General features: G+C 66.4%; 27 protein-coding genes and 1 pseudogene. 9 read left to right on the forward strand and 19 right to left on the reverse strand.

Annotated features, from left to right (window positions below):
- Positions 1 to 11: 11 nt before the first annotated feature.
- The 3 genes from HYQ63_RS21255 to HYQ63_RS21265 are packed head-to-tail and all read left to right on the forward strand — an operon-like array spanning position 12 to position 1,967.
- Positions 12 to 431: a helix-turn-helix transcriptional regulator gene (locus HYQ63_RS21255; RefSeq protein WP_179935384.1), complete on the forward strand. Its 420-nt coding sequence runs from the start codon at positions 12 to 14 to the stop codon at positions 429 to 431.
- A complete protein-coding gene (gene arsB / locus HYQ63_RS21260; protein WP_179935385.1) occupies positions 431 to 1,555 on the forward strand; it encodes an ACR3 family arsenite efflux transporter in 1,125 nt (374 codons plus the stop codon). Before HYQ63_RS21255 ends, arsB begins: the two co-directional genes overlap by 1 nt.
- Positions 1,548 to 1,967: an arsenate reductase ArsC gene (locus tag HYQ63_RS21265; RefSeq protein WP_179935386.1), complete on the forward strand. Its 420-nt coding sequence runs from the start codon at positions 1,548 to 1,550 to the stop codon at positions 1,965 to 1,967. Before arsB ends, HYQ63_RS21265 begins: the two co-directional genes overlap by 8 nt.
- 246 nt (positions 1,968 to 2,213) lie before the next feature.
- Here the strand turns inward: HYQ63_RS21265 and HYQ63_RS21270 are convergent, their stop codons facing one another.
- Together HYQ63_RS21270 and HYQ63_RS44835 are read right to left on the reverse strand one after the other, a co-directional pair.
- Positions 2,214 to 3,452, reverse strand: coding sequence for a hypothetical protein (locus HYQ63_RS21270; RefSeq protein ID WP_179935387.1), 1,239 nt, complete (start codon positions 3,450 to 3,452; stop codon positions 2,214 to 2,216).
- A 506-nt stretch (positions 3,453 to 3,958) separates the two neighbouring features.
- A pseudogene (locus HYQ63_RS44835) lies at positions 3,959 to 4,039 on the reverse strand (XRE family transcriptional regulator); the annotation flags it as partial.
- 207 nt (positions 4,040 to 4,246) lie between these two features.
- Between HYQ63_RS44835 and HYQ63_RS21275 the strand changes: the two are divergent.
- From HYQ63_RS21275 to HYQ63_RS21290, 4 genes are all read left to right on the forward strand, one after another.
- Positions 4,247 to 4,789 (forward strand): hypothetical protein, encoded by a 543-nt coding sequence (locus HYQ63_RS21275; protein WP_179935388.1) that lies wholly within the window; start codon positions 4,247 to 4,249, stop codon positions 4,787 to 4,789.
- Between the two features lie 139 nt (positions 4,790 to 4,928).
- Positions 4,929 to 5,177, forward strand: a complete 249-nt coding sequence (locus tag HYQ63_RS21280; protein ID WP_009716589.1) for a helix-turn-helix transcriptional regulator — start codon at positions 4,929 to 4,931, stop codon at positions 5,175 to 5,177.
- Positions 5,174 to 5,701 (forward strand): hypothetical protein, encoded by a 528-nt coding sequence (locus HYQ63_RS21285; RefSeq protein ID WP_179935389.1) that lies wholly within the window; start codon positions 5,174 to 5,176, stop codon positions 5,699 to 5,701. The genes HYQ63_RS21280 and HYQ63_RS21285 overlap by 4 nt, the downstream gene beginning before the upstream one ends.
- Positions 5,702 to 5,795: 94 nt before the next feature.
- Positions 5,796 to 6,008 (forward strand): hypothetical protein, encoded by a 213-nt coding sequence (locus HYQ63_RS21290; protein WP_246097813.1) that lies wholly within the window; start codon positions 5,796 to 5,798, stop codon positions 6,006 to 6,008.
- Between the two features lie 626 nt (positions 6,009 to 6,634).
- Here HYQ63_RS21290 and HYQ63_RS21295 read toward each other — a convergent pair.
- From HYQ63_RS21295 to HYQ63_RS21350, 12 genes are all read right to left on the reverse strand, one after another.
- Complete coding sequence (locus tag HYQ63_RS21295) at positions 6,635 to 7,051, reverse strand: hypothetical protein (protein ID WP_179935390.1); 417 nt, start codon at positions 7,049 to 7,051, stop codon at positions 6,635 to 6,637.
- A gap of 280 nt (positions 7,052 to 7,331) precedes the next feature.
- Positions 7,332 to 8,438: a site-specific integrase gene (locus HYQ63_RS21300; RefSeq protein WP_179935391.1), complete on the reverse strand. Its 1,107-nt coding sequence runs from the start codon at positions 8,436 to 8,438 to the stop codon at positions 7,332 to 7,334.
- A complete protein-coding gene (locus tag HYQ63_RS21305) occupies positions 8,438 to 8,647 on the reverse strand; it encodes a helix-turn-helix domain-containing protein (RefSeq protein WP_179935392.1) in 210 nt (69 codons plus the stop codon). The genes HYQ63_RS21300 and HYQ63_RS21305 overlap by 1 nt, the downstream gene beginning before the upstream one ends.
- Before the next feature lie 2 nt (positions 8,648 to 8,649).
- On the reverse strand, positions 8,650 to 10,029 hold the full coding sequence (gene repSA / locus HYQ63_RS21310) for a replication initiator protein RepSA (protein WP_179935393.1): 1,380 nt from the start codon (positions 10,027 to 10,029) through the stop codon (positions 8,650 to 8,652).
- Positions 10,004 to 10,189 (reverse strand): hypothetical protein, encoded by a 186-nt coding sequence (locus HYQ63_RS21315; protein ID WP_179935394.1) that lies wholly within the window; start codon positions 10,187 to 10,189, stop codon positions 10,004 to 10,006. The genes repSA and HYQ63_RS21315 overlap by 26 nt, the downstream gene beginning before the upstream one ends.
- A 90-nt stretch (positions 10,190 to 10,279) precedes the next feature.
- Positions 10,280 to 10,603 (reverse strand): SpdD-like protein, encoded by a 324-nt coding sequence (locus HYQ63_RS21320; RefSeq protein WP_179935395.1) that lies wholly within the window; start codon positions 10,601 to 10,603, stop codon positions 10,280 to 10,282.
- 21 nt (positions 10,604 to 10,624) lie between these two features.
- Positions 10,625 to 10,780, reverse strand: a complete 156-nt coding sequence (locus HYQ63_RS21325) for a hypothetical protein (protein ID WP_179935396.1) — start codon at positions 10,778 to 10,780, stop codon at positions 10,625 to 10,627.
- A gap of 14 nt (positions 10,781 to 10,794) precedes the next feature.
- On the reverse strand, positions 10,795 to 10,986 hold the full coding sequence (locus HYQ63_RS21330) for a mobile element transfer protein (RefSeq protein WP_179935397.1): 192 nt from the start codon (positions 10,984 to 10,986) through the stop codon (positions 10,795 to 10,797).
- Between the two features lies 1 nt (position 10,987).
- Positions 10,988 to 11,182 carry a hypothetical protein gene (locus HYQ63_RS21335; RefSeq protein ID WP_179935398.1) on the reverse strand — a complete coding sequence of 65 codons (195 nt, stop codon included), beginning with the start codon at positions 11,180 to 11,182 and terminating at the stop codon, positions 10,988 to 10,990.
- Between the two features lie 23 nt (positions 11,183 to 11,205).
- Complete coding sequence (locus HYQ63_RS21340) at positions 11,206 to 11,886, reverse strand: DUF2637 domain-containing protein (RefSeq protein WP_179935399.1); 681 nt, start codon at positions 11,884 to 11,886, stop codon at positions 11,206 to 11,208.
- Between the two features lie 84 nt (positions 11,887 to 11,970).
- Complete coding sequence (locus HYQ63_RS21345) at positions 11,971 to 13,323, reverse strand: FtsK/SpoIIIE domain-containing protein (protein WP_179935400.1); 1,353 nt, start codon at positions 13,321 to 13,323, stop codon at positions 11,971 to 11,973.
- Between the two features lie 2 nt (positions 13,324 to 13,325).
- Positions 13,326 to 13,673, reverse strand: a complete 348-nt coding sequence (locus HYQ63_RS21350) for a hypothetical protein (RefSeq protein WP_179935401.1) — start codon at positions 13,671 to 13,673, stop codon at positions 13,326 to 13,328.
- 425 nt (positions 13,674 to 14,098) lie between these two features.
- Here HYQ63_RS21350 and HYQ63_RS21355 point away from each other — a divergent pair, with 425 nt between their 5' ends.
- Positions 14,099 to 15,142, forward strand: a complete 1,044-nt coding sequence (locus HYQ63_RS21355; protein ID WP_179940350.1) for an XRE family transcriptional regulator — start codon at positions 14,099 to 14,101, stop codon at positions 15,140 to 15,142.
- Here the strand turns inward: HYQ63_RS21355 and HYQ63_RS21360 are convergent.
- The 5 genes from HYQ63_RS21360 to HYQ63_RS44840 form a co-directional block, all read right to left on the reverse strand.
- Positions 15,126 to 15,920, reverse strand: coding sequence for an NUDIX domain-containing protein (locus HYQ63_RS21360; RefSeq protein WP_179935402.1), 795 nt, complete (start codon positions 15,918 to 15,920; stop codon positions 15,126 to 15,128). The genes HYQ63_RS21355 and HYQ63_RS21360 overlap by 17 nt on opposite strands.
- A gap of 510 nt (positions 15,921 to 16,430) precedes the next feature.
- Positions 16,431 to 18,569 (reverse strand): SIR2 family protein, encoded by a 2,139-nt coding sequence (locus tag HYQ63_RS21365; RefSeq protein WP_179935403.1) that lies wholly within the window; start codon positions 18,567 to 18,569, stop codon positions 16,431 to 16,433.
- A gap of 220 nt (positions 18,570 to 18,789) precedes the next feature.
- Positions 18,790 to 19,080 (reverse strand): hypothetical protein, encoded by a 291-nt coding sequence (locus tag HYQ63_RS21370; RefSeq protein ID WP_179935404.1) that lies wholly within the window; start codon positions 19,078 to 19,080, stop codon positions 18,790 to 18,792.
- A gap of 268 nt (positions 19,081 to 19,348) precedes the next feature.
- Positions 19,349 to 19,663, reverse strand: a complete 315-nt coding sequence (locus HYQ63_RS21375; RefSeq protein ID WP_179935405.1) for a hypothetical protein — start codon at positions 19,661 to 19,663, stop codon at positions 19,349 to 19,351.
- Positions 19,664 to 19,676: 13 nt separating this feature from the next.
- Complete coding sequence (locus HYQ63_RS44840; RefSeq protein ID WP_257231999.1) at positions 19,677 to 19,955, reverse strand: hypothetical protein; 279 nt, start codon at positions 19,953 to 19,955, stop codon at positions 19,677 to 19,679.
- A gap of 79 nt (positions 19,956 to 20,034) precedes the next feature.
- On the opposite strand from HYQ63_RS44840, the gene HYQ63_RS21380 reads away from it, so the two are divergent.
- Positions 20,035 to 20,790: a GntR family transcriptional regulator gene (locus HYQ63_RS21380; protein WP_179935406.1), complete on the forward strand. Its 756-nt coding sequence runs from the start codon at positions 20,035 to 20,037 to the stop codon at positions 20,788 to 20,790.
- Positions 20,791 to 20,917: the final 127 nt, after the last annotated feature.

The raw sequence follows: 20,917 nt of genomic DNA on the forward strand, positions 1-20,917 counted from the left end.
AACATAGAAGAATGTCGAAACAAGAGCTTGCGGTGCTCGGTCAGGACAGCGTGCTCGGTCAGGACAGCGTCGACGGCTGCTGCCCCGGCCTGCTGACCGCCCCGATGGACGAGGCGCAGTCCGTCGAGCTGGCGAAGGTGTTCAAGGCGCTGGGTGATCCGATCCGGCTGCGGCTGCTGTCGATGATCGCCTCGCGGGCCGGAGGCGAGGTCTGCGTCTGCGACCTCACCCCCGCCTTCGACCTCTCCCAGCCGACGATCTCCCACCACCTGAAACTGCTGCGACAGGCCGGGCTGATCGACTGCGAGCGCCGGGGCACATGGGTCTACTACTGGCTGCTGCCGGAGATGACCGACCGGCTCGCAGGAATCCTCACCCGACCCGCCGGGCAGCCGCTGCCCGAGCCCGCCGGTACGGCGGACGGCATCTGATGGCCGCCGACTCCACGACCGCGTCCCCCACCGCCCCGGTCGCCGCGCGCCTGTCGTTCGTGGACCGGTTCCTCGCGGTATGGATCCTGCTCGCGATGGCTGCCGGACTCGGCCTGGGACGGCTCGTTCCGGGCCTGGGCGACGCCTTGGCGAAGGTGACCGTCACCGGCGTCTCCCTGCCCATCGCGCTCGGCCTGCTGGTGATGATGTATCCGGTGCTGGCCAAGGTCCGCTACGACCGCCTCGACACGGTCACCCGGGACCGGCGCCTGCTGATCCCCTCGCTCGTCCTCAATTGGGTCCTGGGCCCGGCGCTCATGTTCGCCCTCGCCTGGCTCCTCCTGCCGGACCTGCCGGAGTACCGGACGGGCCTGATCATCGTCGGCCTGGCCCGCTGCATCGCCATGGTCATCATCTGGAACGACCTGGCCTGCGGCGACCGGGAAGCCGCCGCCGTCCTCGTCGCCCTGAACTCCGTGTTCCAGGTGATCGCCTTCTCCGCGCTCGGCTGGTTCTACCTCACCGTGCTGCCCGGCTGGCTCGGCTTGGAACAGACCGGCCTCGACGTCAGCGTGTGGGAGATCGCCCGCAGTGTCCTGATCTTCCTCGGCATCCCCCTGGTGGCCGGGTTCCTCACCCGGCGCCTCGGCGAGAAGGCCAAGGGCCGCGCCTGGTACGAGACGACGCTCATCCCGCGCATCGGGCCGTTCGCCCTGTACGGGCTGCTGTTCACGATCGTCGTCCTGTTCGCACTCCAAGGCGATGCGATCACCTCGCAGCCGATGGACGTGGCCCGGATCGCGGTACCGCTGCTGGTCTACTTCGCCGTGATGTGGGCCGGGTCCATGGCGCTGGGCAAGGCCGCGGGCCTGGACTACCCCCGCGCGACCACGCTGGCGTTCACCGCCGCGGGCAACAACTTCGAACTCGCCATCGCCGTAGCCATCGCGACCTTCGGCGCCTCCTCCGGACAGGCCCTGGCCGGAGTCGTCGGCCCGCTCATCGAGGTCCCCGTACTGATCGGCCTCGTCTACGTGGCCCTGGCCGCCCGCCGCTACTTCCCGCCGTCACCCACCGTGGCCGCCGACCCCAGGCCCGCCCAGGAAGGTCCCGCCCGTGCCTGACTCCCAGAGGCCGTCCGTGCTGTTCGTCTGCGTCCACAACGCGGGCCGCTCCCAGATGGCCGCCGCCTTCCTCACCCACCTCGCGGGCGACCGCGTCGAAGTCCGCTCCGCCGGTTCGGCACCCGCCGAGCACGTCAACCCCGCCGTGGTGGAGGCGATGGCTGAAGTCGGCATCGACATCGCCGCAGAGATCCCGAAGGTGCTGACCGCCGAAGCCGTGCAGGCGTCGGACGTCGTCATCACCATGGGCTGCGGCGATGCCTGCCCGTACTTCCCCGGCAAGACGTACCGGGACTGGAAGCTCAACGATCCAGCCGGGCAAGGTGTTGCCGCGGTACGGCCCATCCGCGACGAAATCCGGGCCCGCATCGAAAGCCTCGTCAGCGAACTCATCGCAGGAGGCCGCGGGTAAGCCCTCGCGCCGAGCAGGGCGGTGCCAGGAGCGGGCGGCGGCCACGGGCCGAATGAGCAGATCGAACGAGCCTGTTGGACGCTGACGCAGAGCCTGACGAAGCGTGACATCGGCCCAAGAACACGCCGCCCGCGTCGGGGCACCGCCTACCAAGGAGAGGTCGTCGCACGGGGCTGCGGTGAAGTCGTCCGGGCCCCGCACGCGCTCAGGCGCGACACACGTACCCAGGCGTCGACCGCTTGTTCCTCACTGGCGTCCGTCGCTCTTTATCAGAGGATCACTTCGCGCAGGCAGCGCGTCGGAGGACCCGCCGCTCATGCGCAGCCGCTCGACCAGGAGGGGCAGCCCGACGACGACTACCAACCACACCTGCACGTAGAGCCTGTCGCCCTCCATCGCCACCGGGTGGGCTGCGGACGTCAGCAGGCCCGTACCCCCCACGGCGATCAGGCAAAGCGCGATGGGCACCGAGCGGCTCATCGCGCCCCAGACGCCGAAAACCAAGAGCAAGAGCAGAGAGGGAGCCAATGCCTCTCTCTGTAGCCACTGCCACCAGTAGTTGGCATCAAGCTGGACCAGCAGCCGCCATGGGTTGGTGACTTCGGAATAGGTCCAGTGGAGGGAGAAGGTGTCCTGGAGCGAAGCCTCCAATCCGGGCAACCGGAGCACCCTGCTCATCGCAAAGGCGGCCAGGGACTCGAAGAGCGAGACGATGAGCAGGCAGCGCGTGCCCTTGTGCCGGGCCTGTGGAACGAACATCAGCGCCATGACACCCGCCACCACCAGGCATGGCCCTACCAGGACGAAGCTTGAGTACTTGACCGCGAAACCCAGCGCGAAGGCCCCCACGGACAGCAGAGCCCCCGCCACCGACCGCCCCTGGCACAGCCACACCGCACCGAGCAGCATGGCCACCATGAGGGCAAGCACCGGACCTTCCGTCATAGGCCGACTGCCCCACAGCCCTATGGGCGTGACGTAGTACAGGCACTGACCGAGCCATGCCACCGGAGGCGGTGCACGCAGCGCGCGCAAGAGCACCAGGACCAACAGCCCTCCGAGCGCCGTGAAACCCAGGGCAACGGCCGTCAGCCCCGCCTTGGCCCCCAAGAGCCAGACGAACGGTGCGGCCAGCAGTGGATAGGCGGGACGAGCGTGAAAGAGCGCCTCGTACCGCGGATTGCTGGGGTTAAGGCCATCCGCATACTGAGCCAGGCAGTCCTGGAACTCATGACGGCGCACCGGGGCCCGGAACTCGACCTGATGCAGCATGCGGTTGCGCTGAAGCATCGCCGCGGTGTCCGCGCAGTAGGCCCGCAGCGCTTTGTCCTGGGCTTTCCGGTAGGGGGCGCCCAAGAACTCGTACGCCGAGCGAGCGTAGCGGTATGAGTCATTGGCGAAGCGCGTGCTTGGATAGGCGAAGACGTGCAATAACACGAATACGACGACCGTCAGTAACGGGATGATCTTGCGTATTCGACCCATGACACACACCCTAAATGCGGACAAACCAGGCAACATCTCGAGTCGTCCACCAGGGTCTTCCTTCGGATCCGAACCAGGCTGCATCGGTAGTCGCAGGGGCCGCACCAGAGGCGCACCAAAAGGAGCAGTCGACCACGGCGAACAGCGGTGACACGACCCCGGCCACAATCACTGCCAACTGCTCGTTTCCGCAGGTCAGAGACCAGACCTACGCTCAAGCAGCGGGGATTCCCAATCTCAGGTCCCGCTTCTTGCTCGGAGATGGCGCGGAGCTGGCACAGTCCAGGCAGAAGAGGGAGCCGGGCCAGGGAGAGCAGTCAGCCGACCCCGCGTCGCCAAGAGAAAGCAGGGAGATCTCGGAACGTATCCGAGGCTCCCTGCTGTACTGCACATGGCTGCCAGCCAGAACCCGCGGTGACAAGTCGACCGGGCGTTCCTCTGAGGGTGCTACTCAGGCGTTTCCAAACGGTGCCCGCGGCTGGTCGCCACGCGCAGCACGTCCCGCAGTGGAGGACCGGAGCCAGATAGGCGCCCACACCGTAGACGTGTCCGTTTGCGAGGAGTTCGTTGTCCGCCCGGTAGATCGCCCTGCGCTACGCGATCGAGCGGGGCCTGCTCACCGTCAACCCGCTGAGCCGGATCGACAGGGACCCGCCGGAGACGGACGACGAGGTGGACTTCCGCTACGTTCCCGGCCCGGAGCTGATGCGAGAGCTACTGGAGGCCGTGAGGGGCCAGGGGCCACGTGGGGAACACCTTCACGCGTTCTTCGGGTGCCTGTACTACGCGGGGATGTGCCTTCCGAGGCGGCCGCGCTGACTAAGCGGGACTGCAAACTACCGGAGTCCGGCTGGGACGAACTGATCCTCGCGGGGAGTCGGCCGGAGGTGGGATCCGGGTGGACGGACGACGGCAAGTCGTACGAGGTGCGGGGGTTGAAGCGACGAGCCCAGAAGACCACCCGGCCGGTGCCTATTCCGCCCGTGCTCGTGCAGCTGCTGCGCTGGCACCTGGACACGTACGGGGCCGCCCCGGACGGGCGGCCGTTCCGTGCTGTGCGCGGTGGTCGGGTGCGCTCGACGGAGTACACGGAGGTCTGGCAGGAGGCCCGGCGCGCGGCTCTTCCGGCGGCCGAGGTCCATACGCCGCTCGCCGAGGTGCCGTACGCGGCGCGGCACGCGGGTATCTCGCTGTGGATCAAGGCGGGCGTGGATCCGGTAGATGTCGCCCGGCGAGCCGGGCACAGCATCGCCGTGCTCTGGAAGTTCTACGCGAGGCTGCTACGGGGGCAGCAGAACCGAGCGAACCAGCTGATTGATGATGTGCTCAACCTTTGACAACAGATGTGATTGAGCGCTCCGGTCGGCCCCTGAGCGCTTAGTTGGCCTGGCTGAGCGCAGAGGTGACCCGACGACCCCCCTCAGGGAGCGCCGTCGATGGTTGCAGCTCTCCGACGAAATGTAGTACTCCTTATACATGAGTGAGCAGGTGCACAACCGACTGGCCATGGTGCGCGCTGAACGGAAGGTGTCGCGGCAGCGCCTGGCCGAGGTGGTGGGGGCGCATTACCAGACCATCGGCTACATCGAGCGAGGACAGTACAACCCGAGCCTCGACCTGGCACTGAAGATCGCGAAGTTCTTCGAGCTGCCGGTTGAGGCGCTGTTCTCCCTCGAACCGTTCCGGCCACTCACGGATGAGATCTACGGGAGGAAAAGGTCATGACGACGGCACTGACGCGCTACGACCGCAGCATGCTGCGGCTGATGAACGACCGCAGGGGACGGCCGCTGTACGCCACAGCCGCGCGTCGGCACCTGGCCGTCTCCGCGCATCTGATGCTGACGGCGGCCATCGGCGGACTCATGACCTACTTCTACCTCGCGGAGGGGGAACCGATCTGGGCCCTCATCGTCGTGGCGGTACTGCTGCTGCCATGGATGGTCGCGACCGGAGTGATCAATGCCGCTACCCGTGGTCTGCTCGAACTGCGCGAACGAGCGCTGGACGAGCGGCAATCAGCGGAACGCGTTCGGGTGCAGGCCCGCGCCCACCGGGCTATGACCCTGCTCCTTGCCGCAACCGCCGCTGGTCTGTTGATCACGGGTGCGGCCGCTGACGAGGCTCCCACGGCGTATGCGGCACCGGCGCTCATCGCGGTCCTTGCAGTGCACTGGCTGATGCCCTTGTGGGTGGCCGGCCTGATGGCTCAGGACGAGCCAGCCGAAGACGACGGCCTCGCGGCCTGAGTACTTACTGTCCACGCTCACGCCAACGCAGTGAACGTATTGTGTCGGCCTTCACATGCGTACCCGGGGCAGCCGCGTGGGCAGGCATTGCCCCATGTCGACGTACGTGCCCTCTCCTGACGAAGTCGCCGCCGCACAGACGCCGAAGGGCGGCTGGACGAAGAAGCAACTCGCCGAGTGGGGCGTGCCGTGGCCACCGCCGCAGGGTTGGCGCAAACACCTTGATGCGAAGTGGCGAGGCGAAGACGTGCCGCCGCTGGAGATTCCAGAGACGCCGGAGACGCCTGACCAGGACACCTTGTTCTGAGGCAGCGCCAAGCCGAGGCCACGTCAGTGTTGCGCTGCGCTGACATGAAGAAGTTGCGGCCCCCCTACGAACACTGGCTCGCCAGCCACGAGGGCATCGACCAAGCGTCAGGATCGGACTGGACGAGCTGATCATCGCGCGGGTTCGGCCGTAAGTAGAAGCCGGTTGGACGAGCGACGCCGAGCCGTGCACAGTGCCGGTGCCCGCCTGGCCACAGGTTGGCCGCACGCGCTGGTCAACGCTGGGATTCAGGTGGGACAGGGTGAGACAGGAAGCAGGTGAGAGGGGGCTCCGGATTACCCGGAACCCCCTCTCACTTGCGCTTTTCCTACTGCGCGGAGGCTGAGGGATTTGAACCCTCGGTGACATCGCTGCCACGACGGTTTTCAAGATCTCTCGACGGTTTGCCGGGCCGGACGCTCCGCCGCAGGTCAGACGCGCGCAAGCATCCCGGCGGAACCGTCCTCATCGTCATCGTGCCCGCTACGTGCCCCAGGAACGGAGTCGTGCCCGCTGAGCCAGGAGTCGGCCGCTTGCCGAGGTGCCAGAAAGACCGCCACCATCTACCTGGCCGGGCTCCTCATCGCAGGCATCTTCCTCTGGTCCGCCCGGTGATCCAGTCGGGACTACGATCTGGCGATCTCTTGCCGGAGCTGGTGGGTGAAGCGACGCAGGAGGTCCAACGTCTCTCGGAACTCGGCCCGGCGGTCGTCCCTGCCGTCGGTGGGCCGGGTGCTCCATACCCGACGCGCGAGGGCATCGGCGAGATCGACGGTGTCGTTGGAGCAGAGCAGGTAGAGGGCTGAGCGTGCTTCCTGCAGCCGGTTCGCCAACTCGTTGGCTCCCGGACCGTCGTCACTCAGCTGTGTTTCCTTCAGGTAGTCCAGTAGCTGAACTACAGCCGTGTTGAAGCCGATCCCGGCTTTGAGCTTCTGTTCGCGGAGCCACATGCGGTCCTGTCGGCGCGCGGTGAACCACGACCCGAACACCACCCCTATGAGGCCGATAGCGGCCCCGATGGCCACGGACAGTATGTTCTCCACGGTCAGCTCCCCCCGACATACAGCGACGCCAGGTTTCAGAGGCCGTCGGAGGCGCCGCACCCGATGAGCGCGCTCACATGCCAAGGGTTCGGTGATCCGAACGAAACGGCCTCGTCAGTGCGATGCATATCGGAACCGGTGATCCCCCGCACTGCGGCGGCCCTGCCAGCGGCAGGAGCGGACAGCAAGATCACCGGCCCATGTCCCCAAACTGGTCAGCACCCGGGGCAGCAGCAGCCTAGCTCGATGCCACCAGCCCGACAGCGGATTTTCCGCAGCCTCACGTCTCGTCCAACCACTCGTCCGCAGCAGCGGCCACCTGGTCATCGCGTCCGGCGACCGGTCGGGCGTAGTGCCGTGTGGTGACGCTCGCGTTGGAGTGGCCGAGCCGGTGGGCAGCGGTCATCACGCCGTACTGGTCGGCGACCCACGTTCCGTGTGAGGCGCGCAGGTCATGTGGGGTCACATCGGTCAGTCCGGCGGCCGACACGGCAGGGTCGAAGTACGCCTTGCGCCACTGGTTGTAGCGCAGCGGCTTGCCACCGGGCGTCGTGAACAGGAGCGCGTCATCTCCGCCGCGCAGGGTCTCCAGATGTCGCCCGAGCCGCTTCGCGAGCGACGGGCCAACTCGCAGGAGCCGCTTCTGGTGGGACTTCGGTGTGTCGAAGACCAAGGCGCCGTTGGCCTCCGCCAGGTTCTCATCGACCAGGACGAAGCCGCCGGGCACATCGATGTCCACGCGGCGGAGGGCGAACGCCTCACCGACGCGCAGTCCCGCGTACGCGAGGAGCGCGATCAACAAGTCATGCGGCTTGGCGGCACTCCGTACGATCCGGGAGGCTTCAAGCGGCGTGAGGATGTGCGGCTCGGTCTGCGGCATCCGAGGCAGCTTCACGCCACGGCACGGCGTCTGCGGGATCATGTCGTTGTCGACAGCCGCCCTCATGATCTGCGACAGGACCCGGTACGCCTGCCGGATACGTGAAACGCTGAGCCCCTTGGTCTTCATCGCACCGACCCACTCAGCGATCGTGATCGGCCGGAGGGTCGACAGTTCGCGGTCCCCGAGAGCCGGATTGATCAACGAGTTGATCAGCGAGCGGTACGAAGCCTGAGTCTTGTGCTTGAGCTGCGGCGAGACGGCAGCGAGCCAGCGGGCCGACCAGTCACGCACGGTCGTCTGTCCCTCAGCCGGATCGAGCCAGCGATCCTCTTCTATCTCGATGCGCTTCCGCATCAGCCAGCGATCAGCGTCCGTCGACGTCGCGAAGGTGCGATCCGCCGGACGCAGGACACCGTCAGGCCCCGGATACCGAGCCTGGAACCGGCCGGAAGGCAGCTTGCGGACGCGTCCGAAGTTCCGGCGGGACTTTCGCTTGCCAGCCATCAGGCAGCCCTCCTGAGCCCTGTCGACCGAAGGGCGATCGGTTCCACGGTGTTAGCGCCCACGAACGCCTCTACGGCGCTTTCAGGTATGCGGACGTGCCGACCGACCTTGACGAAGGTGATGCGGCGTTCCTCGATGAGTCGGCGGGGGAAACGGACGCTCGTACCAAGCCGCTCCGCGACCTCGTACACGGTGAGGAGTCGGTCCATGGTCACCCCTCCCCCTCGTTCGCCAGCGCCTCACGAGCTGTCTCGCGGTTGAGTTGCAGGTCGCGTTGGATGGTGGCGGCGAGAGCGGATTCGCCAGGGGTGTGGCCGTGTCCGGCGTACTGCCAGTCGGCCAGGACGAGAACGGTGTCCGGCTCAACGTCCTCCAGCCCGAGGGCGGCGGTCTCCTGGGCGGCCCGGTAGTCGGCGCGTGCCTGGCGCAGGGCACCCAGGGTGGTGGAGTAGCGGCGGGACTTGGAGGAGAAGTGGCCCCGGAAGCCGAGCATGTGCGCCCAGGCCCACAGGCGGCGGTCAGGGTAGAGCGGGTCGAGCCACTTGCAGGCTTCGATCAGGCGACGGGTGTGGTCGGGGACCTGGTGGCGGTCGAGTTCGGAGAGTTCGGCAATGCGGCGGTCCACGGTGCCGGTGGTCTCGGCGGCTTTGGTGGCGTACTTGGCGACGTAGGAGGCGACCGCCTGTTCAGTGATGTCGGAGCCGTCCCCGAACGCCTTCACGGGCCGTACGTCGAGCTGGGCGCCCCAGCGGAAGGTACGGGCGGGCTGATCCTCGGCGGCCGGGACCGAGACGGAGGTGTAGGCGTGCGTGGCGGCGGCGTGGATGGCATCGGTGAGGAGCCGCACGGTGGCCCAGGACGGTGGCTCGGTGTTGGGCCCGCCGGGGCCGTCGAGGCGGATGACGGCGTGGAAGTGGATGGCGCCGCGCTTCTGGAACTCGGCGACCTTGCCGTACGAGAGGCGGGCGCACCCCTTCAGCTCTCGCTGGGTGATGCCGGCACGGGCGGCGATCTCGCGGCGTAGCCGGTTGGTGAAGCGCTGCCAGAGCTGTCCCGCGTGGTTGTTGAACAGCACGGCGCCCGCGTAGTCGTAGGTGGCCGGATCGAGAGCGGTGCCCAGCTCAAGTGCGTCTGGAGCGTGGTGGGTACCGCAGCGGCAAGCGCCACGGTCCGGGCGGTTGTGGACCGGGCCGAAGGAGGGGGCGGTGAGGGTGGCGAAGACGCGGGGGTGGTTGCGGACGGTGGCGCGGATGTCTCGGCGGTCGTCCCCGGCCAGGCCAGCGCGGATGAGGTGGTAAGTGTCACCCGCGTAGGTCCAGGCGCAGGCAGGGCAGCGGGAGGCGCGACGGTTGCCGCAGGCGACGCGGAGCCGTCCGCCCGGCTCGTCAGCGGTGGTGTAGTGGTGCAGCGTGGCACCGCTCGTCTTGTCCTTTTGGGTCACCCGGCCGCGCAGGTGGATGGGGTCGGCGCAGCCGCCGGTACGGCGGATCTGGTCTTCCCAGCGGGAGTGGTCGGAGGCCGAAGCCACCCTCAGCAGGTCGCCGAGGGTGGTCGGGTCGAGCACGTCAGACACGGGCGCCCTCCTGGTCACGACGGACGATGCGGGTGCCGGTGCCGTGGCAGGCCGGGCAGTCGGCAGCGATGGTGTGAAGGTGGCCGTACTGATCGCGTCCGCCGGTAGTGATCGCGGCGGAGGCGAAGCCGTCGCAGTTCGGGCAGCTGCGGGGCGTCGGGCCGGTGCGCTGCGGCATGCTGGGATTTCCTTCCGGTTCAGTGGATCGGACAGGGACGGCGCCCGGGCGGCGGATGCTTGGCGGTATCGGAGCCGCCCGGGGGCCGGTTCAGCGACGCTTGGTGTCGGAGGCGAGCAGGGAGCGCAGGACGACGGCGCAGACGGCGGCCGAAGCGCCGGTCACGGCGACGGCCAGGAGCATGGAGACCAGCACGGCGCCGACGACCAGGACCACGGCCGTGCCGCCGCCGACAAGGGCCATCGCGGTGCCGGGCGTGAGCTGCACGACCGGCCGGGTAGAGGCCGGGGCGTTGGGCGTGGGCGGCGGGGCCGGAGTGCCGGGGGTGATGGTGGTCGGCTGGACGACGGTCGGCGTCTGCGGGGTGACCAGGCCGGTGGGCTGGGGCATGGTCGGGTGCTTGGGCCGGAGCATGGGCGGTTCTCCCTTCAGGGGTTACTTGACGGCGGGGTCGATGACGGAGGCCAGGAGGCTGTCGGCGAGGAGGTAGCCGCCGAGGAGGAGTACGGCGATGAGCCACCAGGGCGGACGGATGAGCTTGACGCCGAGCCAGCCGACGACGATCAGGGCGAGCCAGAGCGGGACGTCCATGGCAGAACCTCCGGTCAGTTGATGCGGCAGCGGTGGGTGCGGGCGGCGAGCTGGGCGGCGGAGCGGCTGGAGTAGTCGGCGGACCAGCCGCAGCGGTCGTTGGTGCACACGGCGGCGTGCACGGTGCGGCCGTGCCGGTCGCGGTGGGTGCCGATCTGCACCGGGCCGATCCGCATCACCGAGTGGAAGTGGTCGCGTGCGGGCATCTCAGTCGGTCTCCGTTCGTGTGGCCGTCGGGTCGGGGAAGCTGGCGCGGATACCGGCAGCGGTGGCCGGGTCGGTGGTGCGCTGGGCGGCTTCCTCGGCGAGCAGGTGGGCGAGGAGGGGCCGGTCGGCGGCTGCCATCTCGCGGGCGCCGTCGAGGTAGTCGGCAGCGGTCAAGTCAGCCGGGTCGCGGGTCATGGGGCGTCGCTTCCTTTCGGGAGTCAGGCGAGCTGGGCCGCGATGGCGTCGGCGAGCTGGGGCGGCACGCCGAGACGGCCGCGGAGGGTGTCGGTGTCGATCGGGACCCCGGTGCGGGCGTGGTGGTCGTCGGCGACCTTGCGGGCGTGGTCGACCAGCGCGGCCGGGACCGGCGCGACGGGAGCAGCGGGCGGGTCCGGGATGGGCTGGGGCTCGGAGGCGGGAGGCGCGGCCGGTTCCTCGACGTCGGCCACCGGCGCGAGTGCGGGTTCGGCCTTTTGGTCGTCCTCGACGGCCGGGGGCTGGGGTGACGAGTCGGGGTGCGCCGACGCTTCCGGCTCCGCGTGAGCGGTGGTGTGGGCAAGGAGAGTTCCGCCCATGAAGGCGAGGGCGGGCCAGGCGGCGACGAGGATGCGCAGCCAGGCGGGGACGCGGTGCATGTCAAGGAGCCCGGCGGTGGCGACGTTGGCGCCGAGGGAGGCGGCCAGGGCAATGAGGAACCAGCACCAGGCCAGCCGGGTGGGTCCGCCGGTGCGCAGTCGTCGCCAGGCGGCGACCAGGAGCAGGTCGACGCTGATCGGGTAGGCCCAGGCTTTCCAGCCGTCCTGTCCGGCAGCGGCGGCCAGATCATGCAGGTGGGCGAAGGACAGCGCCCCGGCGATGACGGCTTGGACCAGGACGGCGTCGACACGCGGGCGGGCCATCACGGGTTCCTTCCTGTCGTCGGGCATGGGAGGGGTAGGGACCTGGCGCGAAGACGGTCACGCCGACCGGAGAAGAGGTGAGAGTCAGGCGGTGGCGGGGGCTGTCTTGGACAGCCGGTCCCAAGCCGAGGGCACCGCTGCGGTGGCGGGCTGGAAGGCCGCCAAGGCGGGCACGTCAGGGGTGCGATGGGCGTGCTTGTTGCAGATGTTCACGGCCTCTCGCAGCGAGGTGTGCGGGGCCCGGATGCGGTGCCAGCCGCCGGTCGAATCGCCTGCGATGGCCAGGCCGCGGTTCTCGGCCGGGATCTGAATCGCGGCCAGCACGGCGTCGGGGGCGATGTCGCCGAAGGCCATGTTGGCGGACGTTTCATCGTTGACGCGGTGGGCGGTGCGCCCGGTCAGCTGGGCGCGGAGCATGGTGATGCCCTTGCCGAGTTCGGAGCCGAAGCGCTGCCCGCAGATCTCCAGGTAGATGCCGGACGCGCGGCCGAGCTGGGCCAAGCGAGCCAGGGCAGTGATGATCCGATCCCGGCGCCTCTCCTCATCCTTGGTGGCGTACAAGGCGAGTTCGGCGACCTCGTCGACCAGGACCACGACCGGAACGGGCCGGATGTCCTCGGGCAGGTCCCAGATGTCGGCGGCGATCTCCGCATCCGGCACGGCGATGCTGATCCTCTGCTCGGCCCGGATGAGCTGGTACACCTCCTCCATGTGCGTCACCAGCGCCTCCAGCAGTTCCAGCGCGGTGTCGGCGTTGTCGGCGAGCGCGGAGAACCTTCGGGCCAGCGGGAACAGCTCCACGCCCTGCTTGCAGTCGATGCCGACCAGGGCGACATGGTGCGGGGCGAGCCCGGCGACCAGGTTGCGCTGGTAGACGGACTTGCCGGACTCCGTAGCCCCGAGGGTCAGCCCGTGGGGGACGGCGCGGTAGTCGCGGTAGTGCACCGAACCGTCCTCGCGCAGGGCGACCGGGATGCGCATCGGCCGGGTATCGAGCCGGGCAGGCATCTGCACCCGCTTGAGCACGTCGTAGCCGGTCATCCGCACCTCCACCACACCCGAGCGGATCTCACGGGAGGTGACCCCGTACAGGCCGAAGGAGTGGCGGAGCCGGTCGGTAGCGGCGGCGACGTCGAAGGTGTCCTGTCCAGGCTTGAGCTTGAGCCGCAGCACCAGGCCGGTGCGGGTCGGACGCAGACGAAGGATGCGCGGCGGACGGGACTCCGGCACCTCCCGACCAGTCATCCGGGCCAAGGCCAGACGCCAGCGGGCGGGCGGGACGGTCAGCCCGCAGGCGTCCATGACCGAGGCGTAGCGGACCAGGACCCGCACGGTGGCGAAGGTGACGCCGAGGGAAAGCCAGTACCAGGCGGGGCGCCGCCACCGCAGGAGACCCGCAGCAGCGACGACCACCACAGCGACCATGAGCCAGGTCATGATCAGGCCGCCTTCGCGCCCGAGGCGGCGAGGGAGGTGACCGCGACGGCGCGGAAAGCGATCCCGTGCCGCTTCTGACCGTTGAACTCGTTCTCCCATGGCCGGGCGATCAGGCCCGTGAGCGCGACCGGGGTGCCCATGGCCAGGTCACCGGAGATGCCGGTCTCCGGGACGGCGACGGACAGGATCTCGACGTCGTCGTTGGCCGCGAACATCACGTCCACGGTCATCAGCTTCACACCGTCCGCGTCCAAGGCGATCTCACCGGTACGGCGGTCACGGATCTTCGGCTGGGCGGGCTTGGCGACCATCACGGTCGCGGCGGACGTGTCGACGGGAATCTGACGCATGATGGATGTCCCTTCAGGGGCGGGAGCGGCGTACTTGCTTGGCGGTGGGTCGCCGCTCCTGAACGTTGATTGAATGCCGCAGCAAACCTGCGGAGTGTTCGCGCTTCCAACTGGTGCGCACCAGAAGGTTGCATCTGGTGCGCACCAGATGTCAAGCATCGTCGTTGGTCCGGCGTCTCAACTCGCCTGACTGCGACAGTTCCAGGGAAGCGCGCCGAGCAACGTCCCGGTAGACAACAGGGGTTAACAGCGGACCCGTTAACCCCTGCCGACCTGGGCCGATGTAAGGCATGCTGCTGTTACGGCTCAACACCCCCGACGCGGAGCGGCAGTACGCGATGAGTGGACTCAAAGCAGCGAGGACGGCACGGGCGTGGTCACAAGAGCGTCTTGTGCGGGAGATCGAACGTCATGCGCGCCAGCACATGATCACCGTCGCCTCAACCGCGAGTTTGCGAGTGTACGTATCCGAGTGGGAGAACGGCCGACGGACGATCTCCAGCCACTACGCCAAGATCCTCCGCGCGTTGCTCGGGATCACCGACGACGAGCTGGCGGGCGGATCACAGTCGCCTCTGGCGCTCGCCACGGCTGACGGGTACGACGAGCTGATAGGCCGGATCGACGAGGCCAAGAACGTCAGCCTGACGATGGTCAAGACGTTCATGGACCAGACCGAACTGCTCCGGACCATCGACCGGCAGATGGGCGCCGCCAGCCTGGTCGACCAGATGACTTCACACCTGACACGGCTGGAAGACGCCCTCACCTTCGCGGTACTCCCGGACACCCGACGCCCGGTCGCCCTGGCTCTGGCCGGAGCAGCCACCTTGGCGGCTTGGCAGGCCCTTGACGTCGGAGCCGTGGAACGAGCCTGGCGTCACTACGAGCTGGGGAAGCGCGCCGCCCAGGAGGCCGAGGAGCCCATGTACCTCGCGCACGCCACCGCCGAGCAGGCATACGTGCTGTGCGACGCCGGACGTCCTGAAATGGCGGTGCATCTGGTTCGAGACGCACAGCGTCTCGGCGGAAAGGGCATGTCTCCGCGCCTCAGGGCTTGGCTGTACGCGGCCGAGGCGGAAATCTGTGCCCGAGCTGGGCTTCAGACCGAGTGCCAGCAGGCTCTTGAGCTCGCGATGCGACACCTGCCCGCAGGAGAAGACGCCCGCGACCCGGACATGCTGAGCATCTTCCTGAACGAAGGCCACCTCACCAGGTGGCGCGGGAGCGCTCTCGCCCTGATCGGCGACGCGGGAGCAGTGGACAGCCTGTACGCCGCACTGGAGACGACCGACCCCACGTTCATCAGGTCCTCGGCCGGGCTCCACTGCGACTTGGCCCAGGCCCACCTGGCCCGCGGCGAGCACGACCAGGCGCAGAAGCACCTACGGCAAGCCCAGCTGGTGGCAAGCCGCACCAAGTCAGTGCGTCACAGGCGCCGGATCGAGCAGCTCACTCAGCGGCTGTAGGCGACGCGCCGGCACCCCGTGAAGCGAGCACATGCAGGAGGGCGACCAAGGTGCCGGACCCCATCAGCTCACCACGAGCCATCAGCCCGGGAACGTCGGACAGAGGCACCCAAGCGATGTGCCCGGCCTCTTCCAGATCGGTCGGCTCGCCAACGAGCTTCGCCCCCTGACCGACGAAGATCTCGTGCGGCGAGTCGACCATGCCGACCATGGGCTGGTAGGTGACCACATGCTGCAAGGCGTCCGGCCGCCAGCCAGTCTCTTCCTCAACTTCGCGCAAGGCGGCCTGAAGGGGCTCCTCCCCCGGATCGACGATGCCGCCCGGCAGCTCCCAGCCGAAGGCATCAGGGACGAAGCGGTACCGCCACATCATGAGCACCCGGTCCTGGTCATCGATCACGGCGGCGATGGCCACATGGTGCAGCTTGACGACGTGGTGCTCGAAGCGCTTCACGCCGGGAGGTTCCACGTCGACGAGGTTCAGCTTCACCCATCGGTTGTCATACACCGTCCGCTCACCGTGGATCTGCCAGGGTTCGACATCTGCCGGCGCTTCAGTGGTCACTGACCGATCCGGGACCCGGTAGGAGCTACGACCGTGCACCTCGACGACGCCCTCAGCAACGAGCTTGGCCAGCACCTGACGCAGGGCCGTACGGCCGATCTCCAGATCCTCCGACAGCGTCCGCTCGGACGGGAGCTTGGAACCTGGCGAGTACTTGCCCGCAGCGATCCACTCGCGAATCGTGAGGTAGACCCGCTCCGACTTCGGTCCCATCCGGTGAGCACGCTCCTGCCGTCGTTGGTTTTAGTTGCGTACGTAGCTAAAACCAGGGTATCCGCGTGCCTACTCACGTGAGTAGGCATCGACCGACCAAGGCGATCAACCAGGCGATCAACCAGAGCGCGGTAGAACTTTCCCTACTCGATCAAGGCGGCTCGCTCCGCTCCCCGCGCGCAGGCCCGGCCCCCGGCCGGGCCTGCGCTCCTGTCTCCGCCCCGCTCCAGCCCGGCCGCCGCCCGTGCCGCGCTCACAGCAATCAGCCGCCTGAGGTCAGAGAGGGGGTACGTCGTGGCTGGGGCGGTCGGCTCCACGGCTTTAGGCAGCCACTTTGGGGCGAGCCTCTAAGATCATGGCCCCAACGTCGTGCTTTAGCGGGCAGGTCCACAGACTGCCCGACGCGCTGGAAGCTTACGGGGCCATGATCTCTCGCCCCAAAGCAGCTCCAGCCCAAAGCCGCTCCGCCGACCTAATTGGGGAACGAGATCAGGCCAATCACCCGCACGGTCAATAATGCTTTACCTTTAGACCCTTCCAACGCTCGAATTCATTTGCGATTTCCGCCAAGCTTTCATCTACAGTAGGCTGCCTCAGCTTGATGAGCGCCGCCCTGCTCGCCACACTGCACAACGAGTTCATGAATTCAGAATCCATGACTAGCGATAGGCGATCTCGGCCAATCGAATGATCAACCCACAAGAGTCCAGCCATCACGATTCCCCTAAACACACTTGCCGAGGAGTTTGCGTAGCGAACATTTTCATTGAAGCATTCTTCATTTAGTTCAAAAGATCGCGAGTCGACATTTATCCACAGGCTCGTTTCACCATCCTGAAGCGTCATCACGATAATCCTGGGTTTGCTCTTACGCATCCACTTGGAAGCCTCTTCGATTACCAAGTTCAAAAACTCTGGGTTCTTGCCATCGATGATCTCTTGCGCTACTTCCTCTTCTCGTTTGTAACCTATCTGACCATTTCGCTTCCGGAAAAAGTTCCACACAAAGTCGAACGGGGCTTGCAGAATGTTAACCATGCCTTGCAAGCTAGCTTCAATCAGATATTCCTCTTGATGCCTTCTTGTATCCGCTCCGTAAACAGTCCACGTTTCTTCAGAAAATAGACGCTCATCGGAATTGAAAGCCCTACGAACGATATCCGCGTAAGCCTTACTGAAGTAAATAAGAGACGGCCGATCGAGTAGAATCTCGGCGATCACCTCATCTGCTTTTTCGCCAAGACCGGTCAGTGATCGGTCAGCCTCGATACTGATGGCACGATCCAGGAATACCCGAGTTCGGGAGGTAAGCAGAACACAACTGCTCCACGTGCGAAAGACGTCAGGCTGAGTCTCCGCCCCTGGAGGAACCTGGACGCGAAGCGCATGCGATACCTCTATTGGTTGTTGTTTCGCACCTTCCTTCGTTCCATCACTCGAAAATGGCACTAGCGTCTTCTTGCTGGCTGTTCCCGTAAGTTTCGACCAAACGAATCTTCCATCGGCGTCTGTCCCGATCCGAGAAACGAGAGAGGCACGTTCCTGACAGGAAGACATAACTCGGCATATGACACCGCCGGGGCCGCCCACCTCCTTCCACTCCTTCGACGGAATGCTGCATCTTGCCTCTGGTGGGAAGGTTGCAGGAAGCAAAATTCTATGCACTCCTGCATGGCCCATAATTAGCGCTGTCTCTTTTGCCCGTTTCTCGTGGTAATCATGCAATTGGCCCAGTCTCTCTCTCACTTCAGCTGGAGGCGGACCCCCGCGAAGATCTAGGAGGGCTTGGCCGAGCGCCCACTCACGAGTTTCTGGTTCGGGACTCACGGGAAGCTGAAAAAGGACCGGTTGAATTCCCATGTGCTGAAGGCGATGCGTTATAACCGGATCGGTATATTCATCTGATCCGAGGAGGCTGAACACGCCATTTTCCTGAAGATCTGACCGACTCCGCAACAAAAAAGCTCTAATATCGATATCTGCCCTACTGTGGCCGTATCCTACGAAAAGAAGCGCCCTGCGGCCAATACACTCATTCAACTTACCGACTACCTCAGTTACCCGGTCGGCGTAATGCCTGTCGGTGAAAATGCAGCTCGAAAAATCAGGGAGCTTGCCGTGTATATGCTCGATTGGAGGGTCTGCATCCAACCTCCACTTCTCAGCCACCCGATGAAGTTCAATAAATTCGTCGAAAACAGTATCCATGTTGACCGTTACTATGCGACTCGGTCTTACCGAGTAGGCGAGCGCAACATAAGGAAGATGCGGCTCAATGCTCCCGTTGAGAAAACCTTTCCGGGTGTCGTTATTCCATTTACTTAGGAGGCGCAGGAGTTGCTGGTATGAGGCAGGTTCGTAATCTTCTAGAATTTGCATCATCTCCAGCTCTGATGCACCCGTTGCCAGCTTTTCTCGAATATCCACTCCGTGCCGTCTAAAGGCATCTTCCTGACGGCGCAAGAAGTCACCCCAGGCAGGCGCGCCAAGAAGCCTGGATAGCCCATTACCGAGAAATATAGCGAGGTTGTCGCTTCTGGCTGCATCAATCAAATCTGCATGCCGGGATACCTCGTTAGCTGGCTTCCACATCGCCTGTGCCCCCATCAAATCAGGAACGCCCTTAATTCCTACGGTAGTCACAGCCACCGATCTCGCATCTTGGGAACCGTCCACCTGCCCGAGAGCTTCTCGCCCCTGTAGGACGGAGAGGATGCACAGCCCTCCCAGCGTCCTCTGTCGTGCCCGTTGGGTGCCCGATCGGGCGGTTAACTCAGCCGACCCTGCGGTCGCCAAGAGAAAGCAGGGAGATCTCGGAACGTATCCGAGGCTCCCTGCCGTACTGCACACGGGCGTTCCGCTGAGGGGGCTACTCAGGCGTTACCAGACGGTGCCCGCGGCTGGTCGCCACGCGCAGCACGTCCCGCAGTGCGCCAGCCAACTGCGCGGCGACGAGCTTCAGTTTCTCCGGGTCTTCAGTCTCATCGTCGAGTACCTCAACTGTCTGCCCGAGCAGTTCGGCCGCCATCCCGAGTTGCACCGCCTCGATATGGTCCGCCAAGCGGGACATGTAGCCCTCCCGGTCGTCGGTGTCCAGGTAGCACGGCTTGCCCTCTGGCCCAGCCCACGGGAGAAGCCTCAGTTCGTTCTGTGCCGTCATTCCTGCGTCTGCCTCTCGGTGGGTCTCGCTACTGGATGTCGGCGCGCCGCCGGGTGCCCAGTCGCTCATTTCTTCGCCTCTGCTGGTCGGGCCTGGCCGGACGCCGAGTGACACGGGCAGTCACACGCCTCGTAGATCAACGGCACGTCGACCGGTGCTGGAGATGGAGAGGACTCCGCGCAAGCCTGGTGCGTGCCGATCCGGCAGGCGGGCGAGCGGTAGGGGACGGCCGAGGCGGCCGGGCGGTGGGTGTGCTGTCGAGAGGGCATCAGCAGACCCCCAGGAGAGCCGACCGGGCCTCGGTCGACAGATGGGGAGCAATGACAACCGTCGGGTGCTTTCGTGCGCGCCTTTCCCAGGCCAGCACGTACGGGCGGACGAGCGCGATTTCCTCGCCTGCGAGCGAGTAGCGGTGCCTCGCCCAGTCGGTGGCCCGCTCCAGGATGAGCGTCGGTTCGTCAGCGCGCGCAGAGCAGGCGGGAACGACCGGCGGCCGGGAGGGCGTTAAGGGGCGGCAATGCCTGCCCTTGGAGAAGTGCCGCGCCCTGGTGAGGGAGAAGGCACGGCGGATACGGTTGAGCACGCTGAATCAGCTCCTATCGCTGATGGCTCGGTCCCCCGACATCGCCCGTCGTGGGGACCGGTTTTTCTACGACCGCCCGGAGAGTGCGGCCGTTCTGGCAGCTGGCGAGGAGCCCGAACCGATCGGCCTCGGCCACCGCCGCCAGGACCTCCTTCCATGTCTCGGCGGAGAGTGATTCCGGCACCTCCGCTTCGACCGATGTGAATCGGGCGTACTCCTCCACGCGCGTGGGGAGCCCGACGGCGGACAGCCGGGCGGCGATGGCCGCCGCGCTAACTCCCGAAGCGGGCACAGGGCAGCCTCCGTCAACTGGCGATCACTTTCAGTAAAGCTAGTTAACTAGATTAGAGCTAGTGGACTAGATTTTCCATATGCCTGAGCAGCCGCCCTATCTCCGCGTCGCCGACGAACTCCGGCGGCGGATCGCGGAGCACGTATGGGAGCCGGGGGACCGCCTGCCGTCCCGCGCCCAGATCGGCCAGGAGTGCGGGGTGGGCGAGAACGTGGTCCGCCGGGCACAGGAGCTGCTGATCTCCCAGGGCGTGCTGGAGGGCCGAGCCGGATCGGGCACCTACGTCGCCGAGCCCCGGCAACGGGTGCGGGTCGTCCGGTCATCGGCGCGCGAGCAGCCTGAAGGGTCGCCGTTCCGCGCGGACATGAAGGCCGTCGGCAAGCACGGCGACTGGGAAAGCCGAACCGACGCGAAGGTGCCAGCCCCAGCGGACATCGCGGCGCGGCTCGGTATCGCCGAGGGCGAGTTGTGCGTCCGGACGTCGTACGAGTTCCTGGCCGACCGCAGGCCCGTGCAGCTGTCGACGAGTTGGGAGCCGTACGACCTCACCGCAGGCACGCTCGTCGTCCTCCCCGAGGGAGGGCCGCACGCCGGGGCGGGAGTTGTGAACCGCATGGCCGCTATCGGAATCACCGTCAGCCATGCCGTAGAGCAACCGGAACCCCGGCAGGCGACCGCCGAGGAAGCCTCGCTTCTTGGCATCCAGAAGGCCGCTCTCGTCACGCACATCCGGCGGACGTACTACAGCGACCAGGGGCGGCCCGTGGAGACGGCGGACATCGTCGTACCCGCCGCTCACTGCGAGATCGTGTACGAGATTCCGATCAATCGGTAGTCGGCAAGGGCCCTCTCAGCAGGTGTCCGGCCGTGCCCCTTCCGTGCCCGATCGGTGGGGGAATCACAGGAAGTGGCGGTGCCCGGCGGGCAGCCCGCATGGCAACGGCCCCCGACCGTCATTCCTG

It is taken from the genome of Streptomyces sp. Rer75 (assembly GCF_013414305.1).
In the GTDB taxonomy this organism is placed as follows: domain Bacteria; phylum Actinomycetota; class Actinomycetes; order Streptomycetales; family Streptomycetaceae; genus Streptomyces; species Streptomyces himastatinicus.